This is a genomic window from Stutzerimonas azotifigens (genome assembly GCF_013522725.1).
GTDB classification, from domain to species: domain Bacteria; phylum Pseudomonadota; class Gammaproteobacteria; order Pseudomonadales; family Pseudomonadaceae; genus Stutzerimonas; species Stutzerimonas azotifigens_A.
Window position 1 is genome coordinate 195,375 of sequence record NZ_JAAMRF010000004.1, and the last position, 25,451, is coordinate 220,825.

The window sequence follows — 25,451 nt, forward strand, 5'->3', positions numbered from 1 at the left end:
GCGGCCGCTCGGGCCGCGCAACGCCTCACTCGTTGACCTGGCGCAGATAGGGCGCCGGCGCCGCCCCGAGGTTGTGCAGCATCCGTTCGCTGTACCAGTCGACGAAATTGACCACGCCGAACTCATAGGTCTGCGAATAGGGCCCCGGCTGATAGGCACTCGAATTGATCCCCCGCTGGTTTTCCTCGGCCAGCCGCCGATCCTGATCGTTGGTCGCGTCCCACACTTTGCGCAGGCGCTCCGGATCGTAGTCGACGCCCTCCACCGCATCCTTGTGCACCAGCCACTTGGTGGTCACCAGGGTTTGCTGCGCGCTAAGCGGCCACACGGTGAAGACGATGATGTGGTCGCCCATGCAGTGGTTCCAGGAATGCGGCAGGTGCAGGATGCGCATCGAGCCGAGATCCGGGTTCCTGATCCGCCCCATCAATTTCTGACAGCCCTGCTTGCCGTCCAGGGTCATCGACACCGTGCCCTTGAGCAACGGCATGCGAACGATGCGGTTGCGCAGGCCAAAGCTTGCGTGCGCGAAGGGAATCTTCTCGGCGTCCCATTTCGCGGCAGACTCGGCGACATGGTCCTTGAAGGACTGGGTCGCACGCGGATCGTTGACATCGTCCCATTCGAGCAACGTGTTCAAGAGTTCGGGGTGCGAGCCGTTGCAGTGGTAGCACTCGCGGTTGTTCTCGAGCACCAGCTTCCAGTTAGCCTTTTCCAGCAAGGTGGTCTGCACGGCCACCTTGGCGTTTTCCATGTCGTAGGGCTCCATGTAATGGGCAAGGGTCGCGAGAAAATCGTCGATCGCCGGCGGGTTGTCGGCTAGCGAAATGAAGATGTAGCCCCCGGCCGTCTTGCACTGCACGGGCTTGAGGGAGTATTGGCTCATGTCGAAATCGGCCCCCATCTCGGTCCCGGCGAACAGCAGTCGGCCGTCCAGCTCGTAGGTCCACTGGTGATAGGGGCACACCAGCTTGGCAACCTTGCCCTTATCGCTGGTACACAGGCGCGAGCCGCGATGCCGGCAGACGTTATGGAACGCATGCACCACGCCTTCGGCGCCGCGCACGACCATGATCGGGTTGTCGCCAATCTGCAGGGTGAGGAAGTTGCCCTTGCTCGGTATCTCGCAGGTCATCCCGGCGATCAGCCATTCCTTGTGGAAGATCTCCTGCATGTCGAGCTGGAACACACGCTCGTCACTGTAGAACGGCTGCTCCAGCGAAAAGGTGCGCTCGCGGGTCTGCAGCATCTGCGCGGCGGCCTTGCGTACGGGCTCCAGCGGATCGCCCAGGCTCAGGGTATAGGTGGCATCCATCGTTGACTCCTCTGGCCGGGCGCGGCGGCGGCCGGCAATAACAGTGGCTGGTTATGCGACGCAAGGTGAGCCGTGCCCGCCAACCGGCGCGAACGCCGACCCGCGCCACCGATGCGCGGGTCCGGGAGGGCTGTCGGACCATCGAAATCTGCTCTGTTCGGTTGCCGCGAGTGTGTGTCGCCACCGCATGTCGTCCTTATCCATGGGCGACATGGCCGCGCTCGTTTCCGACGCCCGCAGGCCCGCTGCCAGAGGCCGGTCGCGATAAGCATGCCGATGTCGCAAAGAGGCAAACGCAGGCCCTGGTCGTTACGCACAATCCGCCGCATCCGGGACCAGGTTGCGGGGCGAGGCCGGGTCCGACGAGACAGACGCGAGCAAGAGGTGAGCATGTCCAGCAACTTCCTCAATCCGGTCAACACCCAGACCTGGACCAATGGCCGACACGTCGTGCGATGCGTCAAGGTCATCCAGGAAACCTGGGACGTGCGCACGTTCTGTTTCATGGCCGACCAGCCAATTCTGTTCTTCTTCAAGCCCGGACAGTTCGTCACCCTGGAGCTGGAAATCGACGGCGAGTCGGTGATGCGCTCCTACACCATCTCCAGTGCACCATCGGTGCCCTACAGTTTTTCACTGACCATCAAGCGCGTGCCCGGCGGGCGGGTATCCAACTGGCTGCACGACAATCTTTCCGAAGGCGACCAGGTGCCGGTGCACGGCCCGGTCGGGCTGTTCAACGCCATCGACTTCCCCGCCGACAAGGTGCTGTTCCTTTCAGGTGGCGTCGGCATCACCCCGGTGATGTCCATGACCCGCTGGTTCTTCGATACCAATGCCAACGTCGACATGGTGTTCATCCACAGCGCCCGCTCACCGAAGGACGTCATCTACCACCGCGAGCTGGAGTTCATGGCCTCGCGGATCGTCAACTTCAGCCTGCACCTGATCTGCGAAAAGCAGAATTTGGGCGAGGCCTGGGCCGGCTATCGCGGCTACCTGAACCAGAAGATGCTGGAGCTGATGGCGCCTGATTATCTGGAGCGGGAAATCTTCTGCTGCGGACCGACACCCTACATGGTGGCGGTCAAGCAGCTACTGCAGGCCAACGGCTTCGACATGCGCCGCTACCATGAAGAGTCCTTCGGCGCGACGCCGCCGGAGGTACGCGAAGACGTCAAGGAGCTCGCCGAGCAGGCCGCCGATGCGCCGCAAGTCCCCGCCGCCGACCTCAACCAGGTCGAATTCCTGGCGACCGGCAAGAGCATCCGCATCGGGCCGAACGAAACCGTGCACGCCGCCGCCGCCCAGCTCGGCCTGCACATCCCCAAGGCATGCGGGATGGGTATCTGCGGAACCTGCAAGGTGATGAAGCGCTCCGGCGAAGTGGAGATGGAGCACAACGGCGGGATCACCGACGAGGACATCGCCGAGGGCTACATCCTCTCTTGCTGCAGCGTGCCCAAGGGCGATGTCACCATCGATTTCTGAATGGCCGGCTACGAAACATAAAGAAAAGCGCGGGATGAAACGATTGTCTGCCATCGGTGCTCGAATCCTATGAGTCAACCAATCGATGGAGACTACATATGAATGCGAAGACCCTTACCGCTTTGACCTTTGCCGGCCTGTTCGGCCTGTTCTCCAGCGCCCATGCCGCAGGCACCAGCGACAACCCATCCGGCGCCGGCCCGACCAGCTCGGCCACTGAGCAGGAAGGCGGCAACACCACCGGCCTGGGCACGCCTGACGCGTCCACTTCCGGCCGCGGCGCGGGCGTCGAAACCGGCTCGGATCTGGGCCCGGACGATGCCGACCAGGCTGGCAGCAGCACCGGCACCAACCAGAACTGATTCACACCGATCGGTTCCACAGGGACGGCCAAGGCCGTCCCTTTTTTGTGTCCGGCGTCGGCCGGGCGATCTGGCACTTCTGAGCCGAATCCGGGAATCGCATCACCTGCCATGCCCGACGGCGCGGACGTAAAAAGCTTCGCGGTCGAGACCAGGCGTCCCCGACCGTGCATGGCCCCACCACCGCCCCCTCGATCATCCACCCTGAGCGCAGCCTGCCTCTGCGCGACACCGGCATGTCGCAAACGCGTTATGCCGTGGCGTAGACAGGCATCCGAAGCGCCCGACCCCGCCCTACCATCGCAAACAAAGCGGGGCCCTGCCTCGCATCGGATGGCGCGCCACGGGGAGATCCGCGATGTTCAGCAAACAGGACCAGATCAGGGGCTACGACGACGAGCTGCTCGTCGCGATGGAAGCCGAAGAGGCGCGCCAGGAACACCATATCGAACTGATCGCGTCGGAGAATTACACCAGCAAGCGCGTGATGCAGGCCCAGGGCAGCGGGCTGACCAACAAGTACGCCGAGGGCTATCCGGGCAAGCGCTACTACGGTGGCTGCGAGCATGTCGACGTGGTCGAACAGCTGGCCATCGACCGCGCCAAGGCGCTGTTCGGTGCCGACTACGCCAACGTCCAGCCTCACTCCGGCTCGTCCGCCAACAGCGCCGTCTACCTGGCGCTGCTGCAACCCGGCGACACCCTCCTCGGCATGAGCCTGGCCCATGGCGGCCACCTGACCCACGGCGCCAAGGTGTCGTCCTCGGGCAAGCTCTACAATGCCGTGCAGTACGGGATCGACACCACCACCGGCCTGATCGATTACGACGAGGTGGAGCGCCTGGCGGTCGAACACCAGCCGAAGATGATCGTCGCCGGCTTCTCCGCCTACTCCAAGACACTGGATTTCCCACGTTTTCGCGCCATCGCCGACAAGGTCGGGGCGGTGCTGTTCGTCGACATGGCGCACGTGGCCGGGCTGGTCGCGGCCGGACTGTATCCGAACCCGCTCCCCTTCGCCGACGTGGTCACCACCACGACCCACAAGACCCTGCGCGGCCCGCGTGGCGGCCTGATCCTGGCCCGCGCCAACCCGGACATCGAGAAGAAGCTCAACGCCGCGGTGTTCCCCGGCGCCCAGGGCGGCCCGCTGATGCATGTCATCGCAGCCAAGGCGGTGTGCTTCAAGGAAGCGATGGAGCCGGAATTCAAAACCTACCAGCAGCAGGTCATCGATAACGCCCAGGCCATGGCGAAGGTGTTCATCGAGCGCGGCTTCGATGTGGTCTCCGGCGGCACCGATAACCATCTGTTCCTGGTCAGCCTGATCCGGCAGGGCATTACCGGCAAAGACGCCGACGCCGCGCTCGGCCGGGTCGGCATCACGGTGAACAAGAACGCTGTGCCCAACGATCCGCAATCGCCCTTTGTCACCTCAGGCCTGCGCATCGGTACCCCGGCGGCGACCACCCGCGGCTTCAAGCAGGCGCAGTGCGGCGAGCTGGCCGCCTGGATCTGCGACGTGCTCGACCACCTGGGCGATGCCGACGTCGAGGCGCAAGTGGCCAGGCAGGTCGCCGGGCTATGCGCGGATTACCCGGTGTATCGGTGATTCGTAAGGCCGAAGGCGATTTTCTTCCACCGCGTATCGGTGGATCGGTGAGGCGTGATCCATCCGACGAGCCTCCCCGGTGTATCGGTGATTCGTAGGGTGGAAGGCGCTTTTTCCTTCCACCGCAGTACCGGTGGTTCGGTGAAGCGCGATCCACCCCACGGTTGCACGACCGCGATTTTCAGGAGCTCCTATGCAACGTTACTCCGGCTTTGGCCTGTTCAAGCACTCGCTCAGCCACCACGAGAACTGGCAGCGCATGTGGCGCAACCCGACGCCCAAGCCGGTGTACGACGTGGTCATCGTCGGCGGCGGCGGCCACGGGTTGGCCACTGCCTACTACCTGGCTAAAACGTTCGGCGTGAAGAACGTCGCCGTGGTGGAAAAGGGCTGGCTCGGCGGTGGCAACACCGCGCGTAACACCACCATCGTGCGTTCCAACTACCTCTGGGACGAGTCGGCGCATCTCTACGAACACGCCATGAAACTCTGGGAAGGGCTGTCCCGGGACCTCAACTACAACGTCATGTACTCGCCGCGCGGGGTCTACAACCTCTGCCACACGCTGCAGGACATGCGCGACGCCGAGCGCCGGGTCAGCGCCAACCGCCTCAACGGCATCGACGGCGAGCTGCTCGATGCCGCGCAGGTCGCCGCCGAGATTCCCTACCTCGATTGCAGCAAAGGCACCCGCTACCCGGTGATGGGCGCGACCATCCAGCGCCGCGGCGGCGTCGCCCGGCACGACGCGGTGGCCTGGGGCTACGCCCGCGCAGCGGATGCCGCGGGCGTTGACCTGTTGCAGCAGACCGAGGTGACCGGCTTTCGCAAGGAGAACGGCGCGGTGATCGGCGTGGAGACCAACCGCGGCTTCATCGGCGCCCGCCGGGTCGGGGTGGTCACCGCCGGCAATTCCGGGCATATGGCGCGCCTGGCCGGCTTTCGCCTGCCCATCGAATCGCACCCGCTGCAGGCGCTGGTTTCCGAGCCGCTCAAGCCCATCATCGACAGCGTGATCATGTCCAACGCCGTGCACGGCTACATCAGTCAGTCGGACAAGGGCGACCTGGTCATCGGCGCCGGCATCGATGGTTACGTCGGCTACGGCCAGCGCGGCTCCTACCCGACCATCGAGCACACCCTGCAGGCCATCGTCGAGATGTTCCCGATCCTCTCGCGGGTACGCATGAACCGCCAGTGGGGCGGCATCGTCGACACCACACCCGACGCCTGCCCGATCATTTCCCGGACCCCGGTGCAGAACCTGTTCTTCAACTGCGGCTGGGGCACCGGTGGTTTCAAGGCCACCCCCGGTTCAGGCCACGTGTTTGCCGCGAGCCTGGCCACCGGTCAGATGCACGCCCTGGCCGCGCCCTTCTCCATCGACCGTTTCTACAGCGGCGCGCTGATCGACGAACACGGCGCGGCAGCGGTCGCGCATTGACGTTTCACGCCCTTTCCCAAGGGTTCAGGAGGCTCCACCATGCTGCATATCTTCTGCCCCCACTGCGGGGAGCTGCGCGGCGAAGAAGAATTCGCGCCCGCTGGCCAGGCCCATATTCCGCGCCCGCTGGACCCGGCCGCCTGCACCGACGAAGAGTGGGGCGACTACCTGTTCTTTCGCGATAACCCGCGCGGGCTGCACCACGAACTGTGGCTGCACGCGGCGGGCTGCCGCAAATACTTCAACGCCACCCGCCACACCATCAGCTACGAGATTCTCGAGACCTACAAGATCGGCGAGAAGCCCGACGTAACCGCTGAAGCCCAGGCGAGCGAGAAGAAGCCGCTGGCACAAGGAGCGACCGCATGAGCCAGAAGAATCGCCTGCCCCGCGGCGGCCGCATCGACCGCACCCGCCCGCTCGACTTCACCTTCAACGGCCAGCGCTACCAGGGCTGTGACGGCGACTCTCTGGCGTCCGCGCTGCTCGCCAACGGCGTCGACATCATCGGCCGCAGCTTCAAGTACTCGCGCCCGCGCGGCATCGTCGCCGCCGGCGCCGAAGAGCCCAACGCCGTGCTGCAGATCGGCGCGAGCGAAGCGACCCAGATCCCCAACGTGCGCGCCACCCAGCAGGCGCTCTACGACGGTCTTGTTGCCAGCAGCACCAACGGCTGGCCGAGCGTCGACACCGACCTGATGGGCATTCTCGGCAGGGTCGGCGGCAAGCTGATGCCGGCTGGCTTCTACTACAAGACTTTCATGTACCCCTCCTCCCTGTGGATGACCTACGAGAAGTACATCCGCAAGGCCGCCGGGCTCGGACGCGCGCCGCTGGAGAACGATCCGGACATTTACGACCACATGAACCTGCACTGTGACGTGCTGGTAGTCGGCGCCGGCCCTGCCGGGCTTGCCGCCGCGCTGGCGGCCGGGCGCAGCGGCGCGCGGGTGATCCTCGCCGACGAGGGGGAAGCGTTCGGCGGCAGCCTGCTCGACACCCGCGAAACCCTCGATGGCAAGCGCGCCACGGATTGGGTCGATCAGGTCCTGGCAGAGCTGCAAAGCCTGCCGGAAGTGACCCTGCTGCCCCGCGCCACGGTCAACGGCTACCACGACCACAACTTCCTCACCATTCACCAGCGCCTGGCCGACCACCTGGGCGAAACCGCACCGCGCGGCGCCTTCGCGCAGCAGCTGCCGCGCCAGCGCATGCACCGCGTCCGCGCCGGCCGCGTGGTCCTGGCCACCGGCGCCCACGAACGCCCGCTGGTGTATGGCAACAACGACGTGCCCGGCAACATGCTGGCCGGCGCCGTGACCACCTACCTGCGACGCTACGCGGTCGCACCGGGCAAGAAGCTGGTGCTGGCCACCAACAACGACTACGCCTACCGCACCGCGCTCGACTGGCTCGACGCCGGCCTGCAGGTGGTCGCGGTCGCCGATGTGCGCCACAACCCGCGCGGCAGCTGGGTCGAGGATGCCCGCGCGCGAGGCGTGCGGGTACTTACCGGCTGTTCGGTGATCGACGTACGCGGTAGCAAGCGGGTCGAGGCGGCGCGGGTCGCCGCCATCGACGCCGTGGCGATGAAGGTCACCAGCCCTGGCGAATGGCTCGAGTGCGATCTGGTCGCCAGCTCCGGCGGCTACAGCCCGGTGGTACACCTGGCGTCCCATCTGGGCGGCCGGCCGGCCTGGCGCGAGGACCTGCTCGCCTTCGTGCCCGGCGAGGGCTTCCAGAAACGCCTCTGCGCCGGCGCGGTGAACGGCGTATTCAACCTTGGCGATGCGCTGGCTGACGGCTTCGAAGCCGGCGCCACGGCGGCCGCGCAGATCGGCTTCAAACACGGCGCCAGCGAGCTGCCCCGCACCGAGAAGCGGGTCGAGGAGCCGTCCTTTCCCCTGTTCCAGGTGCCGCACGAAAAGCCCACCGCTCGCGCGCCCAAGCAGTTCGTCGACCTGCAGAACGACGTCACCGCTGCCGGCATCGAGCAGGCGACGCGCGAGGGCTTCGAATCGGTCGAGCACGTCAAGCGCTACACCGCACTCGGCTTCGGCACCGACCAGGGCAAGCTGGGCAACATCAACGGCCTGGCCATCGCCGCCCGCTCGCTGGGCATCGGCATCGCCGAGATGGGCACCACCATGTTCCGTCCCAACTACACGCCGGTGACCTTTGGCGCGGTGGCGGGCCGGCATTGTGACGGGCTGTTCGAACCGGCGCGCTACACCGCGATGCAGGCCTGGCATCTGCGCAACGGCGCCGAGTTCGAGGACGTCGGGCAGTGGAAGCGGCCCTGGTACTTCCCGCGCCCTGGCGAGGACATCCACGCCGCCGTGGCCCGCGAATGCCGCGCGGTGAGAAGCGGCGTGGGCATCCTCGATGCCTCGACCCTGGGCAAGATCGACATCCAGGGGCCCGACGCGCGGGAATTCCTCAACCGCATCTACACCAATGCCTGGACCAAGCTCGATGTCGGCAAGGCGCGCTACGGCCTGATGTGCAAGGAAGACGGCATGGTCTTCGACGACGGCGTGACCGCCTGCCTGGCCGACAACCATTTTCTGATGACCACCACCACCGGCGGCGCTGCCCGCGTGCTGCAGTGGCTGGAGCTGTACCACCAAACCGAATGGCCGGAGCTCAAGGTCTACTTCACCTCGGTCACCGACCACTGGGCGACCATGACCCTCTCCGGCCCCCGGAGCCGCGAGCTGCTGTCCCAGGTGACCGACATCGACCTGGACCGGGACGCCTTCCCCTTCATGAGCTGGAAGGAAGGGCTGGTCGGTGGCGTGCCGGCGCGGGTGTTCCGCATCTCCTTCACCGGCGAGCTCTCCTACGAAGTGAACGTCCAGGCCGACTATGCGCTGGGCGTCTGGGAACAGCTCATCGAGGCCGGCAAGCCTTATGACCTGACGCCCTACGGCACCGAGACCATGCACGTGCTGCGCGCCGAGAAGGGTTTCATCATCGTCGGCCAGGACACCGATGCTTCGGTCACCCCCGATGACCTCAACATGGGCTGGGCGGTCGGGCGCAACAAGCCCTTCTCCTGGATCGGCTGGCGCGGCATGAACCGCGCCGACACCCTGCGCGAAGACCGCAAGCAGTTGGTCGGCCTCAAGCCGGTAGACCCGCAGAAAGTACTGCCCGAAGGCGCGCAATTGGTGTTCGACCCGGAGCAGAGCATCCCGATGACCATGGTCGGCCACGTCACCTCCAGCTACATGAGCGCGACGCTCGGCCACAGCTTCGCCATGGGCGTGGTCAAGGGCGGCCTCAAGCGCATGGGCGAGCGGGTTTTCGCCCCGCTGGTCGATGGCAGCGTAATCGAGGCCGAAATCGTCTCGTCCGTTTTCTACGACCCGAAGGGAGAGCGGCAGAACGTTTGAGAAGTGCCGAACCGGCGTTGCGGCCTTCACGTACGCCCCTCGCCTCGCCTCCTTGGGATAACGGGGGGCGAAGCCAGACCAGACATTCCAACGGCACCCCGTTGTGCCAACAGGTGAACCATGAGCGCAGTCAACGTCTACGAACAACGTCCGTCCCACCTCGATGGGCAATCGCCTCTGCACCACGCCGGCCTCGCCGAGCTGGTCGGCAAGGGCAGCGCCAGTGCCGGTATCCGCCTGCGGGAAAGGAAGCTGCTCGGCCATCTGGTCTTGCGCGGCGATGCCCGCGACCCATCCTTTGCCGGCGGCGTGCACAAGGCATGCGGTGTCGAACTGCCGGTGGCGCTGACCCTCGCCGCCGCCGGCGAAACTTCGCTGCAATGGCTGGCCCCGGATGAATGGCTGCTGATCGTCCCGCAAGGCGAGGAGTTCGCAGCTGAACAGCGCCTGCGCGACACCCTCGGTAGCGAGCTGCACTACGCGGTGGTCAACGTCAGCGGCGGGCAGACCCTGCTGGAGCTGTCCGGCGAAAACGTCCGCGAACTGCTGATGAAGTCCACGTCCTATGACGTCCACCCGAGCCAGTTCCCGGTGGGCAAGGCGGTGGGTACCCATTTCGCCAAGACCCAACTGGTGATCCGCCACACCGGCGAAGACACCTGGCAACTGGTGGTGCGCCGCAGCTTCGCCGACTACATCTGGGCCTGGCTGCAGGACGCGGCCGCCGAATACGGATTGGCCGTCGACGCCTGAGCCACACGGACGACGCAAACAGGAGCCATCATGAGCCGCACCCCCGACACCTGGATTCTCACCGCCCACAGCCCGAGCGTGCTGGGGACCGTCGATGTGGTGACCCGCTATCTGTTCGAGCAGGATTGCTACGTCACCGAGCACCACAGCTTCGACGACCGCCTGGCCAGCCGCTTCTTCATCCGGGTCGAATTCCGGGCGCCGGCCACCTTCGACGAGGCCGGCTTTCGTGCGGGGCTCGCCGAGCGGGTCGCGCCGTTCGACATGCACACCGAGCTGACCCCGCCGGGCTATCGCGCCAAGGTCGTGATCATGGTGTCGAAGGCCGACCACTGCCTCAACGATCTCCTCTACCGTCAGCGCACCGGTCAGCTGCCGATGGATATCACCGCAGTGGTCTCCAACCACCCCGATCTGGAGCCCCTGGCCCGCTGGCACGGCATTCCCTACCACCACTTCCCGCTCGATTCGCAGGACAAGCCGGCGCAGGAGCGGCAAGTGCTGGCGGTGATCGAGCGGACCGGCGCGGAGCTTGTGATCCTTGCGCGCTACATGCAGGTGCTCTCGCCCGAGCTGTGCCGAACCCTCGATGGCCGCGCGATCAATATTCACCACTCGCTGCTGCCCGGCTTCAAGGGCGCCAAGCCCTACCACCAGGCCTACCAGAAGGGCGTCAAGCTGGTCGGCGCCACGGCCCACTTCATCAATAACGACCTCGACGAAGGGCCGATCATCGCCCAGGGCGTCGAGCCCGTGGACCACGCCCATTACCCCGAAGACCTCATCGCCAAGGGCCGCGACATCGAATGCCTGACCCTGGCCCGGGCGGTGGGCTACTTCCTGGAACGACGGGTTTTCCTGCTCGCCAACCGTACCGTCGTGCTCTGAGCACGCGCCACCGAACACCCGCACTCCGCGGGCGCGGCCCTGACCGTCATTCGCGGTCGAGCCGCTCCTGCTAAACCACAACGGGTCGCCGACTGCCCTTCGTCCGGCGCCTGTCGTGCAAGCGATGTAAGTGCTCCACCACAACGGCGCGGCCCCGGTCGCGCCTCGACAAGAAAGGAGAACTCCATGTCTGGTAATCGTGGCGTCGTCTATCTCGGCGCAGGCAAGGTCGAAGTGCAATCCATCGACTATCCCAAGATGCAGGATCCGCGCGGTCGCAAGATCGAGCACGGCGTGATCCTGCGGGTGGTGTCGACCAACATCTGCGGCTCCGACCAGCACATGGTGCGCGGCCGCACCACGGCCCAGACGGGCCTGGTTCTGGGTCACGAAATCACCGGCGAGGTCATCGAAAAAGGCTCGGACGTCGAGAACCTGCAGATCGGCGACCTGGTCTCGGTGCCGTTCAACGTCGCCTGCGGACGCTGCCGGTCCTGCAAGGAGCAGCACACCGGTGTCTGCCTTACCGTCAACCCGGCCCGTGCTGGCGGCGCCTACGGCTACGTCGACATGGGCGACTGGACGGGCGGCCAGGCCGAGTACGTGCTGGTGCCCTACGCCGATTTCAATCTGCTCAAACTGCCTGACCGCGACAAGGCGATGGCCAAGATCCGCGACCTCACCTGCCTGTCCGACATCCTGCCCACCGGCTATCACGGCGCGGTCACTGCTGGGGTTGGCCCCGGCAGCACGGTGTACATCGCAGGTGCCGGCCCGGTCGGACTGGCGGCCGCCGCTTCAGCACGCCTGCTCGGCGCCGCGGTGGTGATCGTCGGCGACGTCAACCCGACACGTCTGGCCCATGCTAAATCGGTCGGCTTCGAGATCGCCGACCTGTCGCAGGACACCCCGCTGCATGAACAGATCGCCAACCTGCTGGGTGAGCCTGAGGTCGACTGCGCGGTCGATGCGGTGGGCTTCGAGGCGCGTGGCCACGGCCACGAAGGGGCCAAGAGCGAGGCACCGGCGACCGTCCTCAACTCGCTGATGGGCATCACCCGGGTCGCGGGAAAGATCGGCATTCCGGGCCTCTACGTCACCGAAGACCCGGGCGCTGTCGACGCCGCGGCGAAGATGGGAAGTCTGAGCATCCGCTTCGGCCTCGGCTGGGCCAAATCCCACAGCTTCCACACCGGTCAGACCCCGGTGATGAAGTACAACCGCGCGCTGATGCAGGCGATCATGTGGGACCGCATCAACATCGCCGACGTCGTGGGCGTGCAGGTGATCAGTCTGGATGAAGCGCCCAAGGGCTATGGCGAGTTCGATGCCGGCGTACCGAAGAAATTCGTCATCGACCCGCATCGCATGTTCAGCGCGGCGTAGCCTCCATAGCGGAGCCTCCGGGCTCCGCCGTTCGGCGGCTCGCACCTGCCGGGCGGCGCCATCCCGGAAGTGGCCGCCGATCGACGAGCCCCGTGTCGAGGCGTCCAGGGACGGTACGATTCGCCATGAGGCCGACGATAAAGGCGGGCCGCTGTTCCTGACAAAACGACGGCAATATCCGCACCGCCGATTTCCGCCCCGGTTCAACGCCATCGATGTGGCGAAACCGACAACAGCGAACTGCACTACAAACCCAGCCAAACCAGCCGGCCGGCGAAACGATGCGGGGCGAGCCGCCGGATTGGCGCTCGGCCTTTTGGGCTGCACCAGCGCTCCCACTCCACAGCAGTGACGCCCTACCGCGACGTACTGTTGGGCCTGTCTCGCCCATTTCTCGACGAACACGTCCTCGTTCATCCGGACTCGATGCAACCGCCAGCGCATGGATACGGCTCGATGCCGAACAGCGAATCCCCCGCGCCTAAGCCTGAGGCAGGCCGATCACCCGACCGACATACGCAGATCGCGGCACGCCGCGTTGCAGAGCACTCAGCTGGTTCACCCGATCGGCCACGTGCGGGTCGAACGGCGCCGAGCGGCCGCTGCGGGTGTCGATGTTCATCAGCATCTGCTCGCTTTCCGCCAGCCGGCGCTTGTTCTCGGTCGTTTCCAGAAAGTGATGGATGTGCAAACGCTTGTGATCGTGAGCCAGCAGTTGAGTACGCACCTGCACCTCGACGCCGAGCTTCACCTCGGCAAGAAAATTCAGGTGGCACTCCAGGGTGTACAGGGTATGCCCGCTACGCGCCCTGCCCGCCTCGTCCAATCCGATGCGATCCATCAGGCCGTCGGTGGCGAAGCTGCAGATCAGCAGATAGAAGGCGTCACGCAGGTGGTCGTTGTAGTCCACCCACTCAGGCTGCACGGCAGTGCGGTAGGTGACGGACAGCATGGCGTTTCTCCTGTTGTAAGTGACCTGTTCAGGCCCGCGAGCCGGAGCCTTGCAGGCGAGAAAGGGACTGGGTGCACATGAGACTTCCGAGCCTGCTCCAACGCAGCGGGGCCGACCCACGGCAGTCGTGAGCGGACGCTCATTCGTGGACGGCGAACCCGTGGCGTGCCTTGGTTTCCCGCAAGGCACCGAGCACGGCCAGCAGACAGTCGTCGCGGTAACGTTCCAGCTCGGCGAGGCTGCGCTGGCCCTGCTGTTCGGTGGTGCCGGCGACCACGTCGTCGATCAGCCGGTCGCTGAGCTCGGGCGCCTGCAGATAGGTCCAGGGCAACTGAAGAGCCGGTCCGAACTGCGCCATGAAATGCCGCATGCCGGCCTCGCCGCCGGCCAGGGTGTAAGTCAGGAAGGAACCCATGAACGACCAGCGCAGCCCGGCGCCGAAGCGGATCGCATCGTCGATCTCGCCGGTGGTCGCCACGCCGTCGTTGACCAGGTGCAAGGCCTCGCGCCAGAGGGCCTCGAGCAGGCGATCAGCGATGAATCCGGGCACCTCCTTGCGCACATGCAGCGGCCGCATGCCGAGTTCGGCATAGATGGCTTTCGCGGCCTCGATGGCCTCCGGTGCGGTTCGCTCGCCGCCGACCACCTCCACCAGCGGCAGCAGATAGACCGGATTGAACGGATGGCCGACCAGGCAGCGCTGCGGCTGCACGGCATCGGCGAAAAACTCGCTGGGCAACAGGCCCGACGTGCTGGACCCGATCAGCACGTCCGAATGCGCAGCGGCGCTGATCCGGGCGTGCAGATCGAGCTTGATCCCCAGGCGCTCCGGCGCGCTTTCCTGAATGAAATCGGCGTCCCGAACGCATTCCTCGATGCTCGTGGCAAAGCACAGACGCTGCAATGAGGCACCGGGCGCCAGACCCTGCTTTTCCAGCGCCGGCCAGGCGTTGGCCAGCCGCGCGCGCAGCGCCTCCTCGGCACCCGGCGCCGGGTCCCAGGCGACCACGTCCAGGCCGTGGGCCAGCGCGCGGGCGATCCAGCCGGCGCCGATCACGCCGGTGCCGATGGCGGCGAAGGTCTTGATATCGGTAATGAAGGGCATGACGGACTCCGCTGGCCCGGACGCGATCCGGGCGGTTGCAAGGAAGGGAGCGAGAGCGGGCGTGTCCACAAATAGCCATTCGCGGACACGTCCGCTCCCACGGAAGAGGCGACTAGCCTCGAGGCTTGAGCTTCATCCTTTCGCGCCCCTCGGCCGGGGTCAGGGCACGGCCACCGAGGCGCTCGATGATCTCGATCACCCGGGCCACCAGCTGGCCGTTGCTCGCCGGCACGCCGCGCTCCAGCCAGAGGTTGTCCTCCAGGCCGACCCTCACGTGGCCGCCAAGCAGCATGGCCTGGGCGGCCATCGGCATCTGCAGGCGACCAATGCCGAAACCGGCCCAGGTAGCACCTGGCGGCAGGTTGTCGACCATCGCCTTCATGGTGGCGGTGTCGGCCGGCGCGCCCCAGGGAATACCCAGGCACAGCTGGAACAGCGGGTCCTCGAGCAGACCTTCCTTGAGCATCTGCTTGGCGAACCAGAGGTGGCCAGTGTCGAAGATCTCCAGCTCGGCCTTGACCCCGAGTTCGGTGATGCGTCGCGCGCCGGCACGCAATTGCGCCGGGGTGGAGACGTAGATGAAGTCGCCGTCGCCGAAGTTGAGGGTGCCGCAGTCCAGGGTGCAGATTTCCGGCAGCAGCGCCTCGACATGGGCCAGGCGCTCCAGCGGCCCGACCAGGTCGGTGCCGGCACCGAACTCCAGCGGCTGCTCGCCACGGCCGATCTCCAGGTCGCCGCCCATGCCGGCGGTGAGGTTGATGATCACATCGGTGTCACTCGCGCGGATTCGCTCGACCACCTCGCGATACAGCGCGACGTCGCGGCTCGGCTTGCCGGTCTGCGGGTCGCGTACATGGCAATGGGCGACGGTGGCGCCGGCCTTGGCCGCCTCGATGGCGGCGGTGGCGATCTCCTTGGGCGTGACCGGGATCGCCGGGTGCTTGCCAACGGTGTCGCCGGCGCCGGTGACCGCGCAGGTGACGATGACCTCATGATTCATCTTCGACTGTCCTTCTCAGGGCGAACGGGGGCCGACGGCAGGCGCCGCAGGCCGTGGATCAAGACATAGGTGAAGTAAGGAACCGCACGCCGGGCGCGCCCGGCGTCAGGCTCAGTTGCCGAGTGTGGCGACCACCGCGGGTGCGCCCGGCTCGCCATCGAAGGTGGTGACACCGGCCAGCCAGCCCTCGACCACTCGCGGGTTTGCCTTGAGCCAGTCGCGTGCCGCCTTGGCCGGCGCCACGCGATCCATGATCGGCTGCATCAGCTCGGCCTCCTGGGCGCTGGTGAAGCGCAGGCCGGTGAGCAGACGATTGGCGTTGGGGCAGCGCTCGGCGTAATCCGGTGCGGTAACGGTGGAAACGGTGGCAGCTCCGTCGTTGGGGCCGAATACGTCGTCGGTACCGGTCAGGTAGGTGATCGGCATGGACAGGTTCATCGGATGCGGTTTCCAGCCGAAGAACACGACCGGCTTATCGTTCCTCACCGCGCGACTGACGGCGGCGAGCATGCCGGCCTCGCTGGACTCGACCAGCTCGAACCCGCCGAGGCCGAACTGATTGCTATCGATCATCTTCTGGATCGCCGTGTTGGCGCCGGAGCCGGCTTCGATGCCGTAGATCTTGCCGTCCAGCTCGTCCTTGAAGCGGGCGATATCGGCCAGCGTCTTGAGCCCCTTGTCGGCGGTGTAACTGGGCACGGCAAGCACTGCCACGGCATCGCTCAGCGATGGCTGAGCAGCTACCTTGACCGCGCCAGCGTCGAGAAAGGGTTTGATGTTGTCGTCCATGATTGGCTTCCAGTAGCCGAGAAAGGCGTCGATCTGGCCCCGCTGGATACCGGCGAAGACGATCTGTTGCGAGGCCTGGGTCTGCTTGGTTTCGTAGCCGAGCCCTTGCAGCAACTCTGTGGCGACAGCGCTGGTGGCGACCACATCGGTCCAACCGACGGCACCGAGGCGCACTGTTTTGCAGCTGGCGTCATCGGCCAACAGCGAAGAACTGAATACGCTCAGGATGCAGCACGTGGCCAGGGCGATACGACCTTTCATTTAGATGCTCCTCATCGTGTCACAGCGGTTTTGCTCTCGTTGTTCTAGAGGCCTCATGACCCCCACCGTGCTCGGGTACTCCGGTTGCCCGAGGAAATCACCTTACGCGCGGTGCCAGAGGAAAATGGTACTTTATCCGACCCTTTATTGACCTATAGCGACATAGACGCTTTGCGCGATACTGGCGTCCGGCACTTATTGATGGTCAACCTGGACGAACCCAATGCCCCAGACCCTCGCCTTCCTGCTCTTGCCAGGCTTCTCCATGATGGGCCTGATGTCAGCCATCGAGCCGCTGCGCGTGGCCAACCGCTTTCGCGGCGAGCTGTATCGCTGGCGCTTGGTCAGCCAGGACGGCGTGGCGGTTGCGGCGAGCAACGGCATGTCGCTCAACGTCGACGGCAGCCTGGAGCTAGCCGACGCGCTCGATGCGTTGTTCGTGGTCGCCGGCTTCGAGCCACTGGCGCATTACCACAACCGCCTGGGCCACTGGCTACACCGCCGCGAGCAGCAGCTGAAAGTGCTCGGAGGCATCGACACCGGTAGTTTCGTACTGGCCGAAGCCGGACTGTTCCAGCGCCAGCGCCTGACCCTGCATTGGGAGGCCATCGAGGCCTTTCGCGAACGCTATCCGAGCCTGCAGGTCACGCAGGAGCTGTTCGAAATCGATGGTCGGCGCATCACCAGCGCCGGCGGCACCAGCAGCCTTGACCTGATGCTCTCGCTGATCGCTCAGGACCACGGCGAGGCCCTTGCGGTGCAGGTATCCGAACAGTTCGTCCTCGGTCGCATCCGCACCCACCAGGATCACCAGCGCATGCAGGTCGCCAGCCGCTACGACCTGCACAACAAGAAGCTGGTCAAGGTCATTGCCGAGATGGAGCGTCACTGCGAGGAGCCTCTGCCCTGCGAGATACTGGCCGGACGCGTTGGCGTCACCGTGCGCCAACTGGAACGGTTGTTCCGCCATCATCTGAACAGCACCCCCTCGGCGTTTTACCTCGGTCTGCGACTAGGCAAGGCCCGCCAGCTGCTGCGCCAGAGCGACCTCAGCGTTCTGGAAGTAGGACTTGCCTGCGGCTTCGAATCGGCCTCCTACTTCTCGCGCTGCTACCGCAAGCATTTCGCCGCCAGCCCCAGCCGTGACCGTCACGAACGACCTGTCAGCTAAGCACTTGCGGCAGCGATCTCCGCTGGACTTCTTCACCGCCAAGGCCGTTTCCAGCAAAGGCCACTCTGCATCAGGCCGCGCCTGGGGACGGCTCGGCCGGCTTGTCCATCCGCGACCTCGCCTTGACGCTTTCGGCAAACCCTCGGTCGCTTTTGCACCCGGTCGCCGCGCCCCCCGCGGATAAGCTCTCTCCAAAGCACCGACGCTTCGGATCGGTCGCGACGCCTAGGGGATAGCCTGATGAGCCCAGCCGAACTGCACGCTGACAGCATCGTCATTGACGGCCTGATCATCGCCAAATGGAACCGTGAACTCTTCGAGGACATGCGCCGCGGCGGCCTCAGCGCGGCCAACTGCACGGTCTCTGTCTGGGAGGGTTTCCAGGCCACGGTGAACAACATTGCCGCCAGCCAGAAGCTGATCCGCGACAACGCCGATCTGGTGCTGCAGGTCCGCTCGACCGCCGATATCCGCAAGGCCAAGGAGCTGGGCAAGACCGGCATCCTGTTCGGCTTCCAGAACGCCCACGCCTTCGAGGACCAGCTGGGCTACGTGGAGGTGTTCAAGCAGCTCGGCGTGGGCATCGTGCAGCTGTGCTACAACACCCAGAACCTGGTCGGCACCGGCTGCTACGAGCGCGACGGCGGGCTGTCCGGCTTCGGCCACGAGGTGGTCGCCGAAATGAACCGTGTCGGCATCATGTGCGACCTCTCCCACGTCGGCAGCAAGACCAGCGAGGAAGTCATCCTCGCCTCGAAGAAACCGGTCTGCTATTCCCACTGCCTGCCCTCGGGCCTGAAGGAACATCCGCGCAACAAGTCCGACGAGGAGCTGAAGTTCATCGCCGACCACGGCGGCTTCGTCGGCGTGACCATGTTCGCGCCCTTCCTCGCCAAGGGCATCGATTCGACCATCGACGACTACGCCGAAGCCATCGAATACGTAATGAACATCGTCGGCGAAGACAGCATCGGCATCGGCACCGACTTCACCCAGGGCCATGGCCAGGACTTCTTCGAGTGGCTGACCCACGACAAGGGCTACGCCCGGCGCCTGACCAGCTTCGGCAAGATCGTCAACCCGCTGGGCATCCGCACCGTGGGCGAATTTCCCAACCTCACCGAGACGCTCCTCAAACGGGGCATGTCCGAGCGCACCGTGCGCAAGGTGATGGGCGAGAACTGGGTCAGGGTGCTTGCCGACGTCTGGCATGAATAGCCCGTAGGGTGGATGACGGCGAAGCCTCATCCACCTTGCGGTTCGGGGCCTCGCAGGTCCTTCGCGGCACGACCAACTTCGCGGTGGATGGCTGCGGCCATCCACCCTACGCCTGACTTGAATCCGGAGTGTTCCTCATGCCCAGCCACGCCCCCGAAATGCCCATCCAGGTCGACGACGAGACCGGCGTCTGGACCACCGATGCGCTGCCGATGCTCTATGTGCCCCGCCACTTCTTCGTCAACAACCACAGGGGCATCGAGGAGGTGCTCGGCGCCGAGAAATACGCCGAGATCCTCTACAAGGCCGGCTACACGTCCGCCTGGCACTGGTGCGAGAAGGAAGCGGAGTGCCACGGGCTCGAAGGCGCGGCGGTGTTCGAGCACTACATGAAGCGCATCTCGCAGCGCGGCTGGGGGCTGTTCGACATCCAGGAGCTGGACCTCGCCAAAGGCACCGCCCAGGTGCGCCTGCGCCACTCCGCCTTCGTGTACGTGTACGGCAAGGTCAATCGCAAGGTGGATTACATGTTCACCGGCTGGTTTTCCGGCGCCCTGGACCAGATTCTCGCCGCCGCCGGCAGTCCGATCCGCACGGTGACCGTGCAGGAATACAGCGGCGCCGAGGACGGCCACGACGACGGGCTGTTCGTGACCCGGCCGCTGTAACCGAACGATCTGCGACACCGGCCCTGGTGGATGGCTTCGGCCATCCACCCTACGCAGACACGCCGCGCAGCGTGAGCGCGCAGTAGCCGAATCGAGGAAAAGGAAAATGGCCTTCGAAGCAATGTTCCAGCCGATCCAGATCGGCAAGCTCACCATTCGCAACCGGGTGCTCTCGACCGCGCACGCCGAGGTCTACGCCACCGACGGCGGCATGACCACCGAGCGCTACGTGAAGTACTACGAGGAAAAGGCCAAGGGTGGCATCGGCCTGGCCATCTGCGGCGGCTCCTCGGTGGTCGCGATCGACAGTCCGCAGCACTGGTGGTCCTCGGTGAACCTCTCCACCGACCGGATCATTCCGCACTTCCAGAACCTGGCCGACGCCATGCACAAGCATGGCGCCAAGATCATGATCCAGATTACCCACATGGGTCGCCGTTCGCGCTGGGACGGCGGCCACTGGCCGACCTTGATGTCGCCCTCCGGCATCCGCGAACCGGTACACCGTGCCACCTGCAAGACCATCGAGCCCGAAGAGATCCAGCGGGTGATCGGAAACTTCGCCCAAGCCGCCCGGCGCGCCAAGGAAGGCGGCCTGGACGGCGTCGAGCTCTCGGCCGTGCACCAGCACCTGATCGACCAGTTCTGGTCGCCGCGGGTGAACAAGCGCACCGACGAATGGGGCGGCAGCTTCGAGAACCGCATGCGCTTCGGCCTGGAAGTGCTCAAGGCCGTACGCGCCGAGGTGGGCGATGACTTCTGCGTGGGCATGCGCATCTGCGGCGACGAATTCCATCCCGATGGCCTCTCCCACGAGGACATGAAGCAGATCGCGGCCTATTACGACGCCACCGGCATGATCGATTTCATCGGGGTGGTCGGATCAGGGTGCGACACCCACAACACCTTGGCCAACGTCATTCCCAACATGAGCTATCCGCCAGAGCCCTTCCTGCATCTGGCGGCCGGCATCAAGGAAGTGGTCAAGGTGCCGGTGCTGCATGCGCAGAACATCAAGGACCCGAACCAGGCCACGCGCATCCTCGAAGGCGGCTACGTGGACATGGTCGGCATGACCCGCGCGCACATCGCCGATCCGCACCTGATCGCCAAGATCAGGATGGGCCAGGTCGACCAGATCCGGCAGTGCGTCGGCGCCAACTACTGCATCGACCGCCAGTACCAGGGCCTGGACGTGCTGTGCATCCAGAACGCCGCGACCAGCCGCGAGTACATGGGCGTGCCGCACATCATCGAAAAGTCCACAGGCCCCAAGCGCAAGGTGGTGATCGTCGGCGGTGGTCCGGCCGGGATGGAGGCCGCACGCGTCTGCGCCGAACGCGGCCACGACGTGACGCTTTTCGAGAAGCAGGAGCAGTTGGGTGGCCAGATCACCCTGGCCTCGAAAGCTCCACAACGTGACCAGATCGCCGGCATCACCCGCTGGTACCAACTGGAGTTTGCGCGTTTAGGAATAGACCTGAGGCTGGGCACTACGGCGGATGTGGACACCATTGCTGACCTGCGCGCCGACATCGTTGTCCTCGCCAATGGCGGTCATCCGTTCCTCGAACAGGTCGAGCACTGGGGCGCGTCCGAAGGGCTGGTGGTCAGCAGCTGGGACATCCTCAGCGGCAAGGTGGCCCCGGGCAAGAACGTGCTGGTCTACGACACCATCTGCGAATTCACCGGGATGTCGGTGGCCGACTTCATCGCCGACAAGGGAAGCCAGGTCGAGATCGTCACCGATGACATCAAACCGGGCGTGGCCGTTGGCGGCACCAGCTTCCCCACCTACTACCGCAGCCTGTACCCCAAGGACGTGATCATGACCGGCGACCTGATGCTGGAGAAGGTTTACGCCGAGGGCGACAAGAAGGTTGCGGTGCTGGAGAACGAATACACCGGTGCCAGGGAGGAACGCGTCGTGGACCAGATTGTCGTCGAAAACGGCGTGCGCCCGGACGAGTCGCTGTACTACGCCCTCAAGGAAGGCTCGCTAAACAAGGGCCAGATCGACATCGACGCGTTGTTCGCCATCGAACCGCAGCCCTGTCTGGCGAGCCTCGACGACGGGACGGCCAGCGGCTACCTGCTGTTCCGCATCGGCGACTGCGTGGCCCAGCGCAATACCCACGCGGCGATCTACGACGCGCTGCGGCTGTGCAAGGACTTCTAAGAAGCTTGAAGCTGGACGCTTGAGGCTGAAAGTGAAAAGCGACCGAACCGCTTCCAGCTTCCGGCTTCCGACTTCCAGCTCTCCAGATCGGGTGAGCTGCAATGCTTGATACGATACTTCAGATTCTGCTCTCCGCCGCCCTGGGCCTGGCCGTACTCGGTGCAGTGAAGCGATTCTCTATGTGGCGCCGCGGGCGTCCTGCGCCGGTCGACTGGCTCGGCGGGCTGATGAAGATGCCGCGGCGCTACCTGGTAGACCTGCACCACGTGGTCGAACGCGACAAGTACATGTCCCGCACCCACGTGGCCACTGCCGGCGGTTTCGTGCTCGCAGCGCTGCTCGCCGTGGTCGTACACGGCTTCGGCCTGCACGCCCGCATCCTTGGCTTCGCCCTGCTGGCGGCCACAGCGCTGATGTTCGTCGGCGCCCTGTTCGTCGCCAGACGCCGCCGTAACCCGCCCTCACGCCTGTCGAAAGGCCCCTGGATGCGCCTGCCGAAAAGCCTGCTGATGTTCGCAGCGAGCTTCTTCCTCGCCACGCTGCCGGTTGCGGGCATTCTGCCAGAGGGTTTCGGTGGCTGGCTGATGGCGGTGATTCTTGCTGTCGGGGTGGCCTGGGGCGTGTCCGAACTCTTCTTCGGCATGGCCTGGGGCGGGCCGATGAAGCACGCCTTCGCCGGGGCATTGCATTTGGCCTGGCACCGGCGTCCGGAGCGTTTCCGGGCGCCGCACAACGCCAGCGCAGCGCGCTCCAGTGGGCTCAAAGCGCTGGATTTCGAGGACATTGCGGCACCGCTCGGGGTAGGCAAACCCCGCGACTTCACCTGGAACCAGCTGCTCGGCTTCGACGCCTGCGTGCAATGCGGACGTTGCGAAGCCATGTGCCCGGCGTTCGCCGCAGGCCAGCCGTTGAACCCGAAAAAGCTCATCCAGGACATGGTCGTGGGCCTCGCCGGCGGCAGCGACAAGGCCTACTTCGGCAGCCCCTACCCCGGAATTCCGGTCGGTGAGCACGCTGGCGCACCTGACCAGCCGATCGTTGTGGCCGGGGCCGGGGGCCTGCTCGAAGCCGACACCCTGTGGTCGTGCACCACCTGCCGCGCCTGCGTGGAGGAATGCCCGATGATGATCGAGCACGTCGATGCCATCGTCGACATGCGCCGGCACCTGACGCTGGAAAAAGGCGCCACGCCGGGCAAGGGGGCGGAGGTGCTGGACAACCTGATCGCCACCGACAACCCCGGTGGCTTCGCACCCGGCGGCCGGCTCAACTGGGCGGCCGACCTCGATCTGCCGCTGATGAGCGAGCAACACTCGGCCGAGGTGCTGTTCTGGGTCGGCGACGGCGCTTTCGACATGCGCAACCAGCGCTCCCTGCGCGCATTCGTGAAGATCCTGCGCGCGGCGCACGTCGATTTCGCCGTGCTCGGCCTGGAAGAACGCGACAGCGGAGACCTGGCCCGCCGCCTCGGCGATGAAGCCACCTTCCAGACGCTGGCCAGGCGCAACATCGCCACCCTGTCCGGCTACCGCTTCGCACGGATCGTCACCTGCGACCCCCACAGCTTCCATGTGCTGAAGAACGAGTACGGCGCCCTTGGTGGCCACTACGAGGTGATGCACCACAGCACCTTCATCGACGAGCTGGTGCGCCACGGCGCGCTCAGGCTCGGCCAGAGCAAGGCCAGCCGGGTGACCTATCATGACCCCTGCTACCTCGGCCGCTACAACGGCGAATACGAGGCGCCGCGCGCCGTGCTCAAGGCCACCGGTATCGAGGTCAGCGAGATGCAGCGCTCGGGCTTTCGCTCGCGCTGCTGCGGAGGGGGCGGTGGCGCACCGATCACCGACATCCCCGGCACCCAGCGAATACCCGACATGCGCATGGCCGACATTCGCGAGACCGGTGCCGAACTGGTGGCCGTGGGCTGTCCGCAATGCACCGCCATGCTCGAAGGCGTGGTCGGCCCGCGCCCCGAGGTCAAGGACATCGCCGAGCTGGTGGCCGAAGCGCTGATCGAGCCGGACGCACCGGTAAAGCCGTCCGCGCCGGCGGCGCGTGAAGTCGCGGAGGTACAGTGATGGTGGCTCGCGGGTTCCCCTCACGCCTAAGCCGGGTGCCCCTGGCCCCGCCTTTACGCCCCTCCAAAAGTCGACAACGCGCACCCCGCCCAGCCCCGGAGATCCCGTCATGAGCGACATCATCCGCCGCGACCCGCGTGCCGAGTGGATCGCCCGCAACCGCCTGCATCCCTTGCACGCAGCGATGCAGAAAAGCGACACCCGCTGGATGGGCCCCAACGGGCTGATCCGCAAGAACCCCCACGCCCTCGCGGCCGGGTTCGTCGGCCCCAGCGGCCTCAAACGCATCGACCGTTCCGGCGCCGAGCAAGGCGGCGGGCAGAAGCGCAGTGCGCCAGAAACGGCGGTGCGCTTGCCGCTGCACCTCGTCGAGCAGCCGAGCCATCTGGTGGCCGTGGTGCCGGACATGGTCGGTGGCCGCCTCGGCAGCCATGACCGGGATGTGTTCGGCCTTGCCCGGCAGCTGGCCGGCGCTACCGGCGCGGTGCTGGCCGTGGTCTTCGGCCAGCTCAGGGAAGACGCCTTCGACACCGCCGGCGCCGACCGTTTGCTGATCCTGGAGGGCGATGCCTATGACGGCTATTGCCCAGAGCAGCGCCTGCTCGCCCTTCGCGCGGTTGAGAGCGGCTTCGCGCCGCGCCACTGGCTGTTGCCCGACAGCCGCAGCGGTGGCGGCGAGCTCGGCCGGCGCCTGGCGGCGAGCCTTGGCGAACGGCCGGCCACGCGTGTCTGGCAAATGCGCGACGGGTTCTGCAGCAGCCGCGCCGGTGCCGGCCGCGAGGACCTTGTCCAGCCTACGCCGCGTCTGGTCCTTGCTTCCGCCGAATGCGCCGAGCCGGTCAGCGATACCCGCCACGAGGCCCGCCAGGTCGAACTGCCCGCGCCCGTGATCAGCCATCTGCCGCGCATGGAAGACCTCGGCGCGGTCGCCGTCGACCCGTCGCAGATCCCGCTGGCCGAGGCTGAATTCATCCTGTCCGGCGGCAATGGCATCACCGACTGGAACCTGTTCCACCGTGCCGCGGCCATCCTCGGCGCCACCGAAGGCGCGTCGCGGGTGGCGGTGGACGACGGCCATATGCCGCGCGCGCGGCAGGTCGGCGCCACCGGTACCTGGGTTACCGCGCGGGTCTACCTGGCGGTCGGGATCTCCGGGGCGATCCAGCACCTGCAAGGCATCGGCGCCTGCGAAAAGGTCATCGCGGTCAACCTCGACCCTGGCTGCGACATGCTCAAGCGTGCCGACCTCGCGGTCGTCGGCGATTCGGCTGCGATCCTCCAGGCGCTGATCGAGCGCGTCGCCGCCCATCGACAGGGAGGGAGACGTGATGCGGCTTGACCTTGGATGGGCGGCGTTATTCACGTTCGCCACCCCCAT

General features: G+C 65.7%; 20 protein-coding genes. 15 read left to right on the forward strand and 5 right to left on the reverse strand.

The window, feature by feature from the left end; all coding sequences use genetic code 11:
* Positions 1–25: 25 nt before the first annotated feature.
* On the reverse strand, positions 26–1,315 hold the full coding sequence (gene gbcA / locus G7026_RS09530) for a glycine-betaine demethylase subunit GbcA (RefSeq protein WP_181070532.1): 1,290 nt from the start codon (positions 1,313–1,315) through the stop codon (positions 26–28).
* Between the two features lie 390 nt (positions 1,316–1,705).
* Between gbcA and gbcB the strand changes: the two genes are divergently transcribed.
* The 9 genes from gbcB to fdhA all read left to right on the forward strand — a co-directional run bounded on the left by gbcB (position 1,706) and on the right by fdhA (position 12,649).
* Entirely contained in the window at positions 1,706–2,806 is a 1,101-nt protein-coding gene (gene gbcB / locus G7026_RS09535; RefSeq protein WP_181070533.1) for a glycine-betaine demethylase subunit GbcB, read from the forward strand.
* Between the two features lie 98 nt (positions 2,807–2,904).
* Positions 2,905–3,168, forward strand: a complete 264-nt coding sequence (locus G7026_RS09540) for a hypothetical protein (protein ID WP_181070534.1) — start codon at positions 2,905–2,907, stop codon at positions 3,166–3,168.
* A 358-nt stretch (positions 3,169–3,526) separates the two neighbouring features.
* The gene (gene glyA / locus G7026_RS09545; RefSeq protein ID WP_181070535.1) at positions 3,527–4,780 is read left to right on the forward strand and encodes a serine hydroxymethyltransferase; all 1,254 of its coding nucleotides are present in this window, start codon (positions 3,527–3,529) and stop codon (positions 4,778–4,780) included.
* 193 nt (positions 4,781–4,973) lie between these two features.
* On the forward strand, positions 4,974–6,224 hold the full coding sequence (locus tag G7026_RS09550) for a sarcosine oxidase subunit beta family protein (protein WP_181070536.1): 1,251 nt from the start codon (positions 4,974–4,976) through the stop codon (positions 6,222–6,224).
* A gap of 39 nt (positions 6,225–6,263) precedes the next feature.
* Positions 6,264–6,593 (forward strand): sarcosine oxidase subunit delta, encoded by a 330-nt coding sequence (locus G7026_RS09555; protein WP_181070537.1) that lies wholly within the window; start codon positions 6,264–6,266, stop codon positions 6,591–6,593.
* Positions 6,590–9,622 (forward strand): sarcosine oxidase subunit alpha, encoded by a 3,033-nt coding sequence (locus tag G7026_RS09560; RefSeq protein ID WP_181070538.1) that lies wholly within the window; start codon positions 6,590–6,592, stop codon positions 9,620–9,622. Before G7026_RS09555 ends, G7026_RS09560 begins: the two co-directional genes overlap by 4 nt.
* Positions 9,623–9,742: 120 nt before the next feature.
* Positions 9,743–10,375 carry a sarcosine oxidase subunit gamma gene (locus tag G7026_RS09565; protein WP_181070539.1) on the forward strand — a complete coding sequence of 211 codons (633 nt, stop codon included), beginning with the start codon at positions 9,743–9,745 and terminating at the stop codon, positions 10,373–10,375.
* 30 nt (positions 10,376–10,405) lie between these two features.
* On the forward strand, positions 10,406–11,263 hold the full coding sequence (gene purU / locus G7026_RS09570; protein WP_181070540.1) for a formyltetrahydrofolate deformylase: 858 nt from the start codon (positions 10,406–10,408) through the stop codon (positions 11,261–11,263).
* Positions 11,264–11,449: 186 nt separating this feature from the next.
* Positions 11,450–12,649 (forward strand): formaldehyde dehydrogenase, glutathione-independent, encoded by a 1,200-nt coding sequence (fdhA, locus tag G7026_RS09575; RefSeq protein WP_181070541.1) that lies wholly within the window; start codon positions 11,450–11,452, stop codon positions 12,647–12,649.
* A 481-nt stretch (positions 12,650–13,130) separates the two neighbouring features.
* Here the strand turns inward: fdhA and G7026_RS09580 are convergent, their stop codons facing one another.
* From G7026_RS09580 to choX, 4 genes are all read right to left on the reverse strand, one after another.
* Positions 13,131–13,601 carry a thioesterase family protein gene (locus tag G7026_RS09580; RefSeq protein ID WP_181070542.1) on the reverse strand — a complete coding sequence of 157 codons (471 nt, stop codon included), beginning with the start codon at positions 13,599–13,601 and terminating at the stop codon, positions 13,131–13,133.
* Positions 13,602–13,740: 139 nt separating this feature from the next.
* Positions 13,741–14,706: an L-carnitine dehydrogenase gene (locus tag G7026_RS09585; protein ID WP_181070543.1), complete on the reverse strand. Its 966-nt coding sequence runs from the start codon at positions 14,704–14,706 to the stop codon at positions 13,741–13,743.
* A 112-nt stretch (positions 14,707–14,818) separates the two neighbouring features.
* Positions 14,819–15,706: a BKACE family enzyme gene (locus G7026_RS09590; RefSeq protein ID WP_181070544.1), complete on the reverse strand. Its 888-nt coding sequence runs from the start codon at positions 15,704–15,706 to the stop codon at positions 14,819–14,821.
* 111 nt (positions 15,707–15,817) lie between these two features.
* A complete protein-coding gene (choX, locus tag G7026_RS09595) occupies positions 15,818–16,756 on the reverse strand; it encodes a choline ABC transporter substrate-binding protein (protein ID WP_181070545.1) in 939 nt (312 codons plus the stop codon).
* A gap of 223 nt (positions 16,757–16,979) precedes the next feature.
* Between choX and G7026_RS09600 the strand changes: the two genes are divergently transcribed.
* The 6 genes from G7026_RS09600 (at position 16,980) to etfA (ending at position 25,412) form a co-directional block, all read left to right on the forward strand.
* Complete coding sequence (locus G7026_RS09600; protein ID WP_181070546.1) at positions 16,980–17,927, forward strand: GlxA family transcriptional regulator; 948 nt, start codon at positions 16,980–16,982, stop codon at positions 17,925–17,927.
* A 240-nt stretch (positions 17,928–18,167) separates the two neighbouring features.
* Positions 18,168–19,145, forward strand: coding sequence for a dipeptidase (locus tag G7026_RS09605; protein WP_181070547.1), 978 nt, complete (start codon positions 18,168–18,170; stop codon positions 19,143–19,145).
* A 137-nt stretch (positions 19,146–19,282) separates the two neighbouring features.
* Positions 19,283–19,813, forward strand: coding sequence for a DUF5943 domain-containing protein (locus G7026_RS09610; protein WP_181070548.1), 531 nt, complete (start codon positions 19,283–19,285; stop codon positions 19,811–19,813).
* Positions 19,814–19,919: 106 nt separating this feature from the next.
* The gene (dgcA, locus tag G7026_RS09615) at positions 19,920–21,992 is read left to right on the forward strand and encodes a dimethylglycine demethylation protein DgcA (protein WP_181070549.1); all 2,073 of its coding nucleotides are present in this window, start codon (positions 19,920–19,922) and stop codon (positions 21,990–21,992) included.
* A gap of 101 nt (positions 21,993–22,093) precedes the next feature.
* The gene (gene dgcB / locus G7026_RS09620; protein ID WP_181070550.1) at positions 22,094–24,073 is read left to right on the forward strand and encodes a dimethylglycine demethylation protein DgcB; all 1,980 of its coding nucleotides are present in this window, start codon (positions 22,094–22,096) and stop codon (positions 24,071–24,073) included.
* Between the two features lie 109 nt (positions 24,074–24,182).
* Positions 24,183–25,412 (forward strand): electron transfer flavoprotein subunit alpha, encoded by a 1,230-nt coding sequence (etfA, locus tag G7026_RS09625; protein ID WP_181070551.1) that lies wholly within the window; start codon positions 24,183–24,185, stop codon positions 25,410–25,412.
* Positions 25,413–25,451: the final 39 nt, after the last annotated feature.

Excerpts from the sequence above, each read along its gene's own strand:
- G7026_RS09590 (WP_181070544.1), bottom strand. The coding sequence starts at position 15,706 with ATGAATCATGAGGTCATCGTCACCTGCGCGGTCACCGGCGCCGGCGAC.
- G7026_RS09550 (WP_181070536.1), top strand. The coding sequence starts at position 4,974 with ATGCAACGTTACTCCGGCTTTGGCCTGTTCAAGCACTCGCTCAGCCAC.
- G7026_RS09605 (WP_181070547.1), top strand. The coding sequence starts at position 18,168 with ATGAGCCCAGCCGAACTGCACGCTGACAGCATCGTCATTGACGGCCTG.
- G7026_RS09555 (WP_181070537.1), top strand. The coding sequence starts at position 6,264 with ATGCTGCATATCTTCTGCCCCCACTGCGGGGAGCTGCGCGGCGAAGAA.
- etfA (WP_181070551.1), top strand. The coding sequence starts at position 24,183 with ATGAGCGACATCATCCGCCGCGACCCGCGTGCCGAGTGGATCGCCCGC.
- gbcA (WP_181070532.1), bottom strand. The coding sequence starts at position 1,315 with ATGGATGCCACCTATACCCTGAGCCTGGGCGATCCGCTGGAGCCCGTA.
- G7026_RS09560 (WP_181070538.1), top strand. The coding sequence starts at position 6,590 with ATGAGCCAGAAGAATCGCCTGCCCCGCGGCGGCCGCATCGACCGCACC.
- G7026_RS09540 (WP_181070534.1), top strand. The coding sequence starts at position 2,905 with ATGAATGCGAAGACCCTTACCGCTTTGACCTTTGCCGGCCTGTTCGGC.
- purU (WP_181070540.1), top strand. The coding sequence starts at position 10,406 with ATGAGCCGCACCCCCGACACCTGGATTCTCACCGCCCACAGCCCGAGC.
- dgcB (WP_181070550.1), top strand. The coding sequence starts at position 22,094 with ATGCTTGATACGATACTTCAGATTCTGCTCTCCGCCGCCCTGGGCCTG.
- G7026_RS09600 (WP_181070546.1), top strand. The coding sequence starts at position 16,980 with ATGCCCCAGACCCTCGCCTTCCTGCTCTTGCCAGGCTTCTCCATGATG.
- choX (WP_181070545.1), bottom strand. The coding sequence starts at position 16,756 with ATGAAAGGTCGTATCGCCCTGGCCACGTGCTGCATCCTGAGCGTATTC.
- G7026_RS09580 (WP_181070542.1), bottom strand. The coding sequence starts at position 13,601 with ATGCTGTCCGTCACCTACCGCACTGCCGTGCAGCCTGAGTGGGTGGAC.
- glyA (WP_181070535.1), top strand. The coding sequence starts at position 3,527 with ATGTTCAGCAAACAGGACCAGATCAGGGGCTACGACGACGAGCTGCTC.
- gbcB (WP_181070533.1), top strand. The coding sequence starts at position 1,706 with ATGTCCAGCAACTTCCTCAATCCGGTCAACACCCAGACCTGGACCAAT.
- fdhA (WP_181070541.1), top strand. The coding sequence starts at position 11,450 with ATGTCTGGTAATCGTGGCGTCGTCTATCTCGGCGCAGGCAAGGTCGAA.
- G7026_RS09610 (WP_181070548.1), top strand. The coding sequence starts at position 19,283 with ATGCCCAGCCACGCCCCCGAAATGCCCATCCAGGTCGACGACGAGACC.
- G7026_RS09565 (WP_181070539.1), top strand. The coding sequence starts at position 9,743 with ATGAGCGCAGTCAACGTCTACGAACAACGTCCGTCCCACCTCGATGGG.
- dgcA (WP_181070549.1), top strand. The coding sequence starts at position 19,920 with ATGGCCTTCGAAGCAATGTTCCAGCCGATCCAGATCGGCAAGCTCACC.
- G7026_RS09585 (WP_181070543.1), bottom strand. The coding sequence starts at position 14,706 with ATGCCCTTCATTACCGATATCAAGACCTTCGCCGCCATCGGCACCGGC.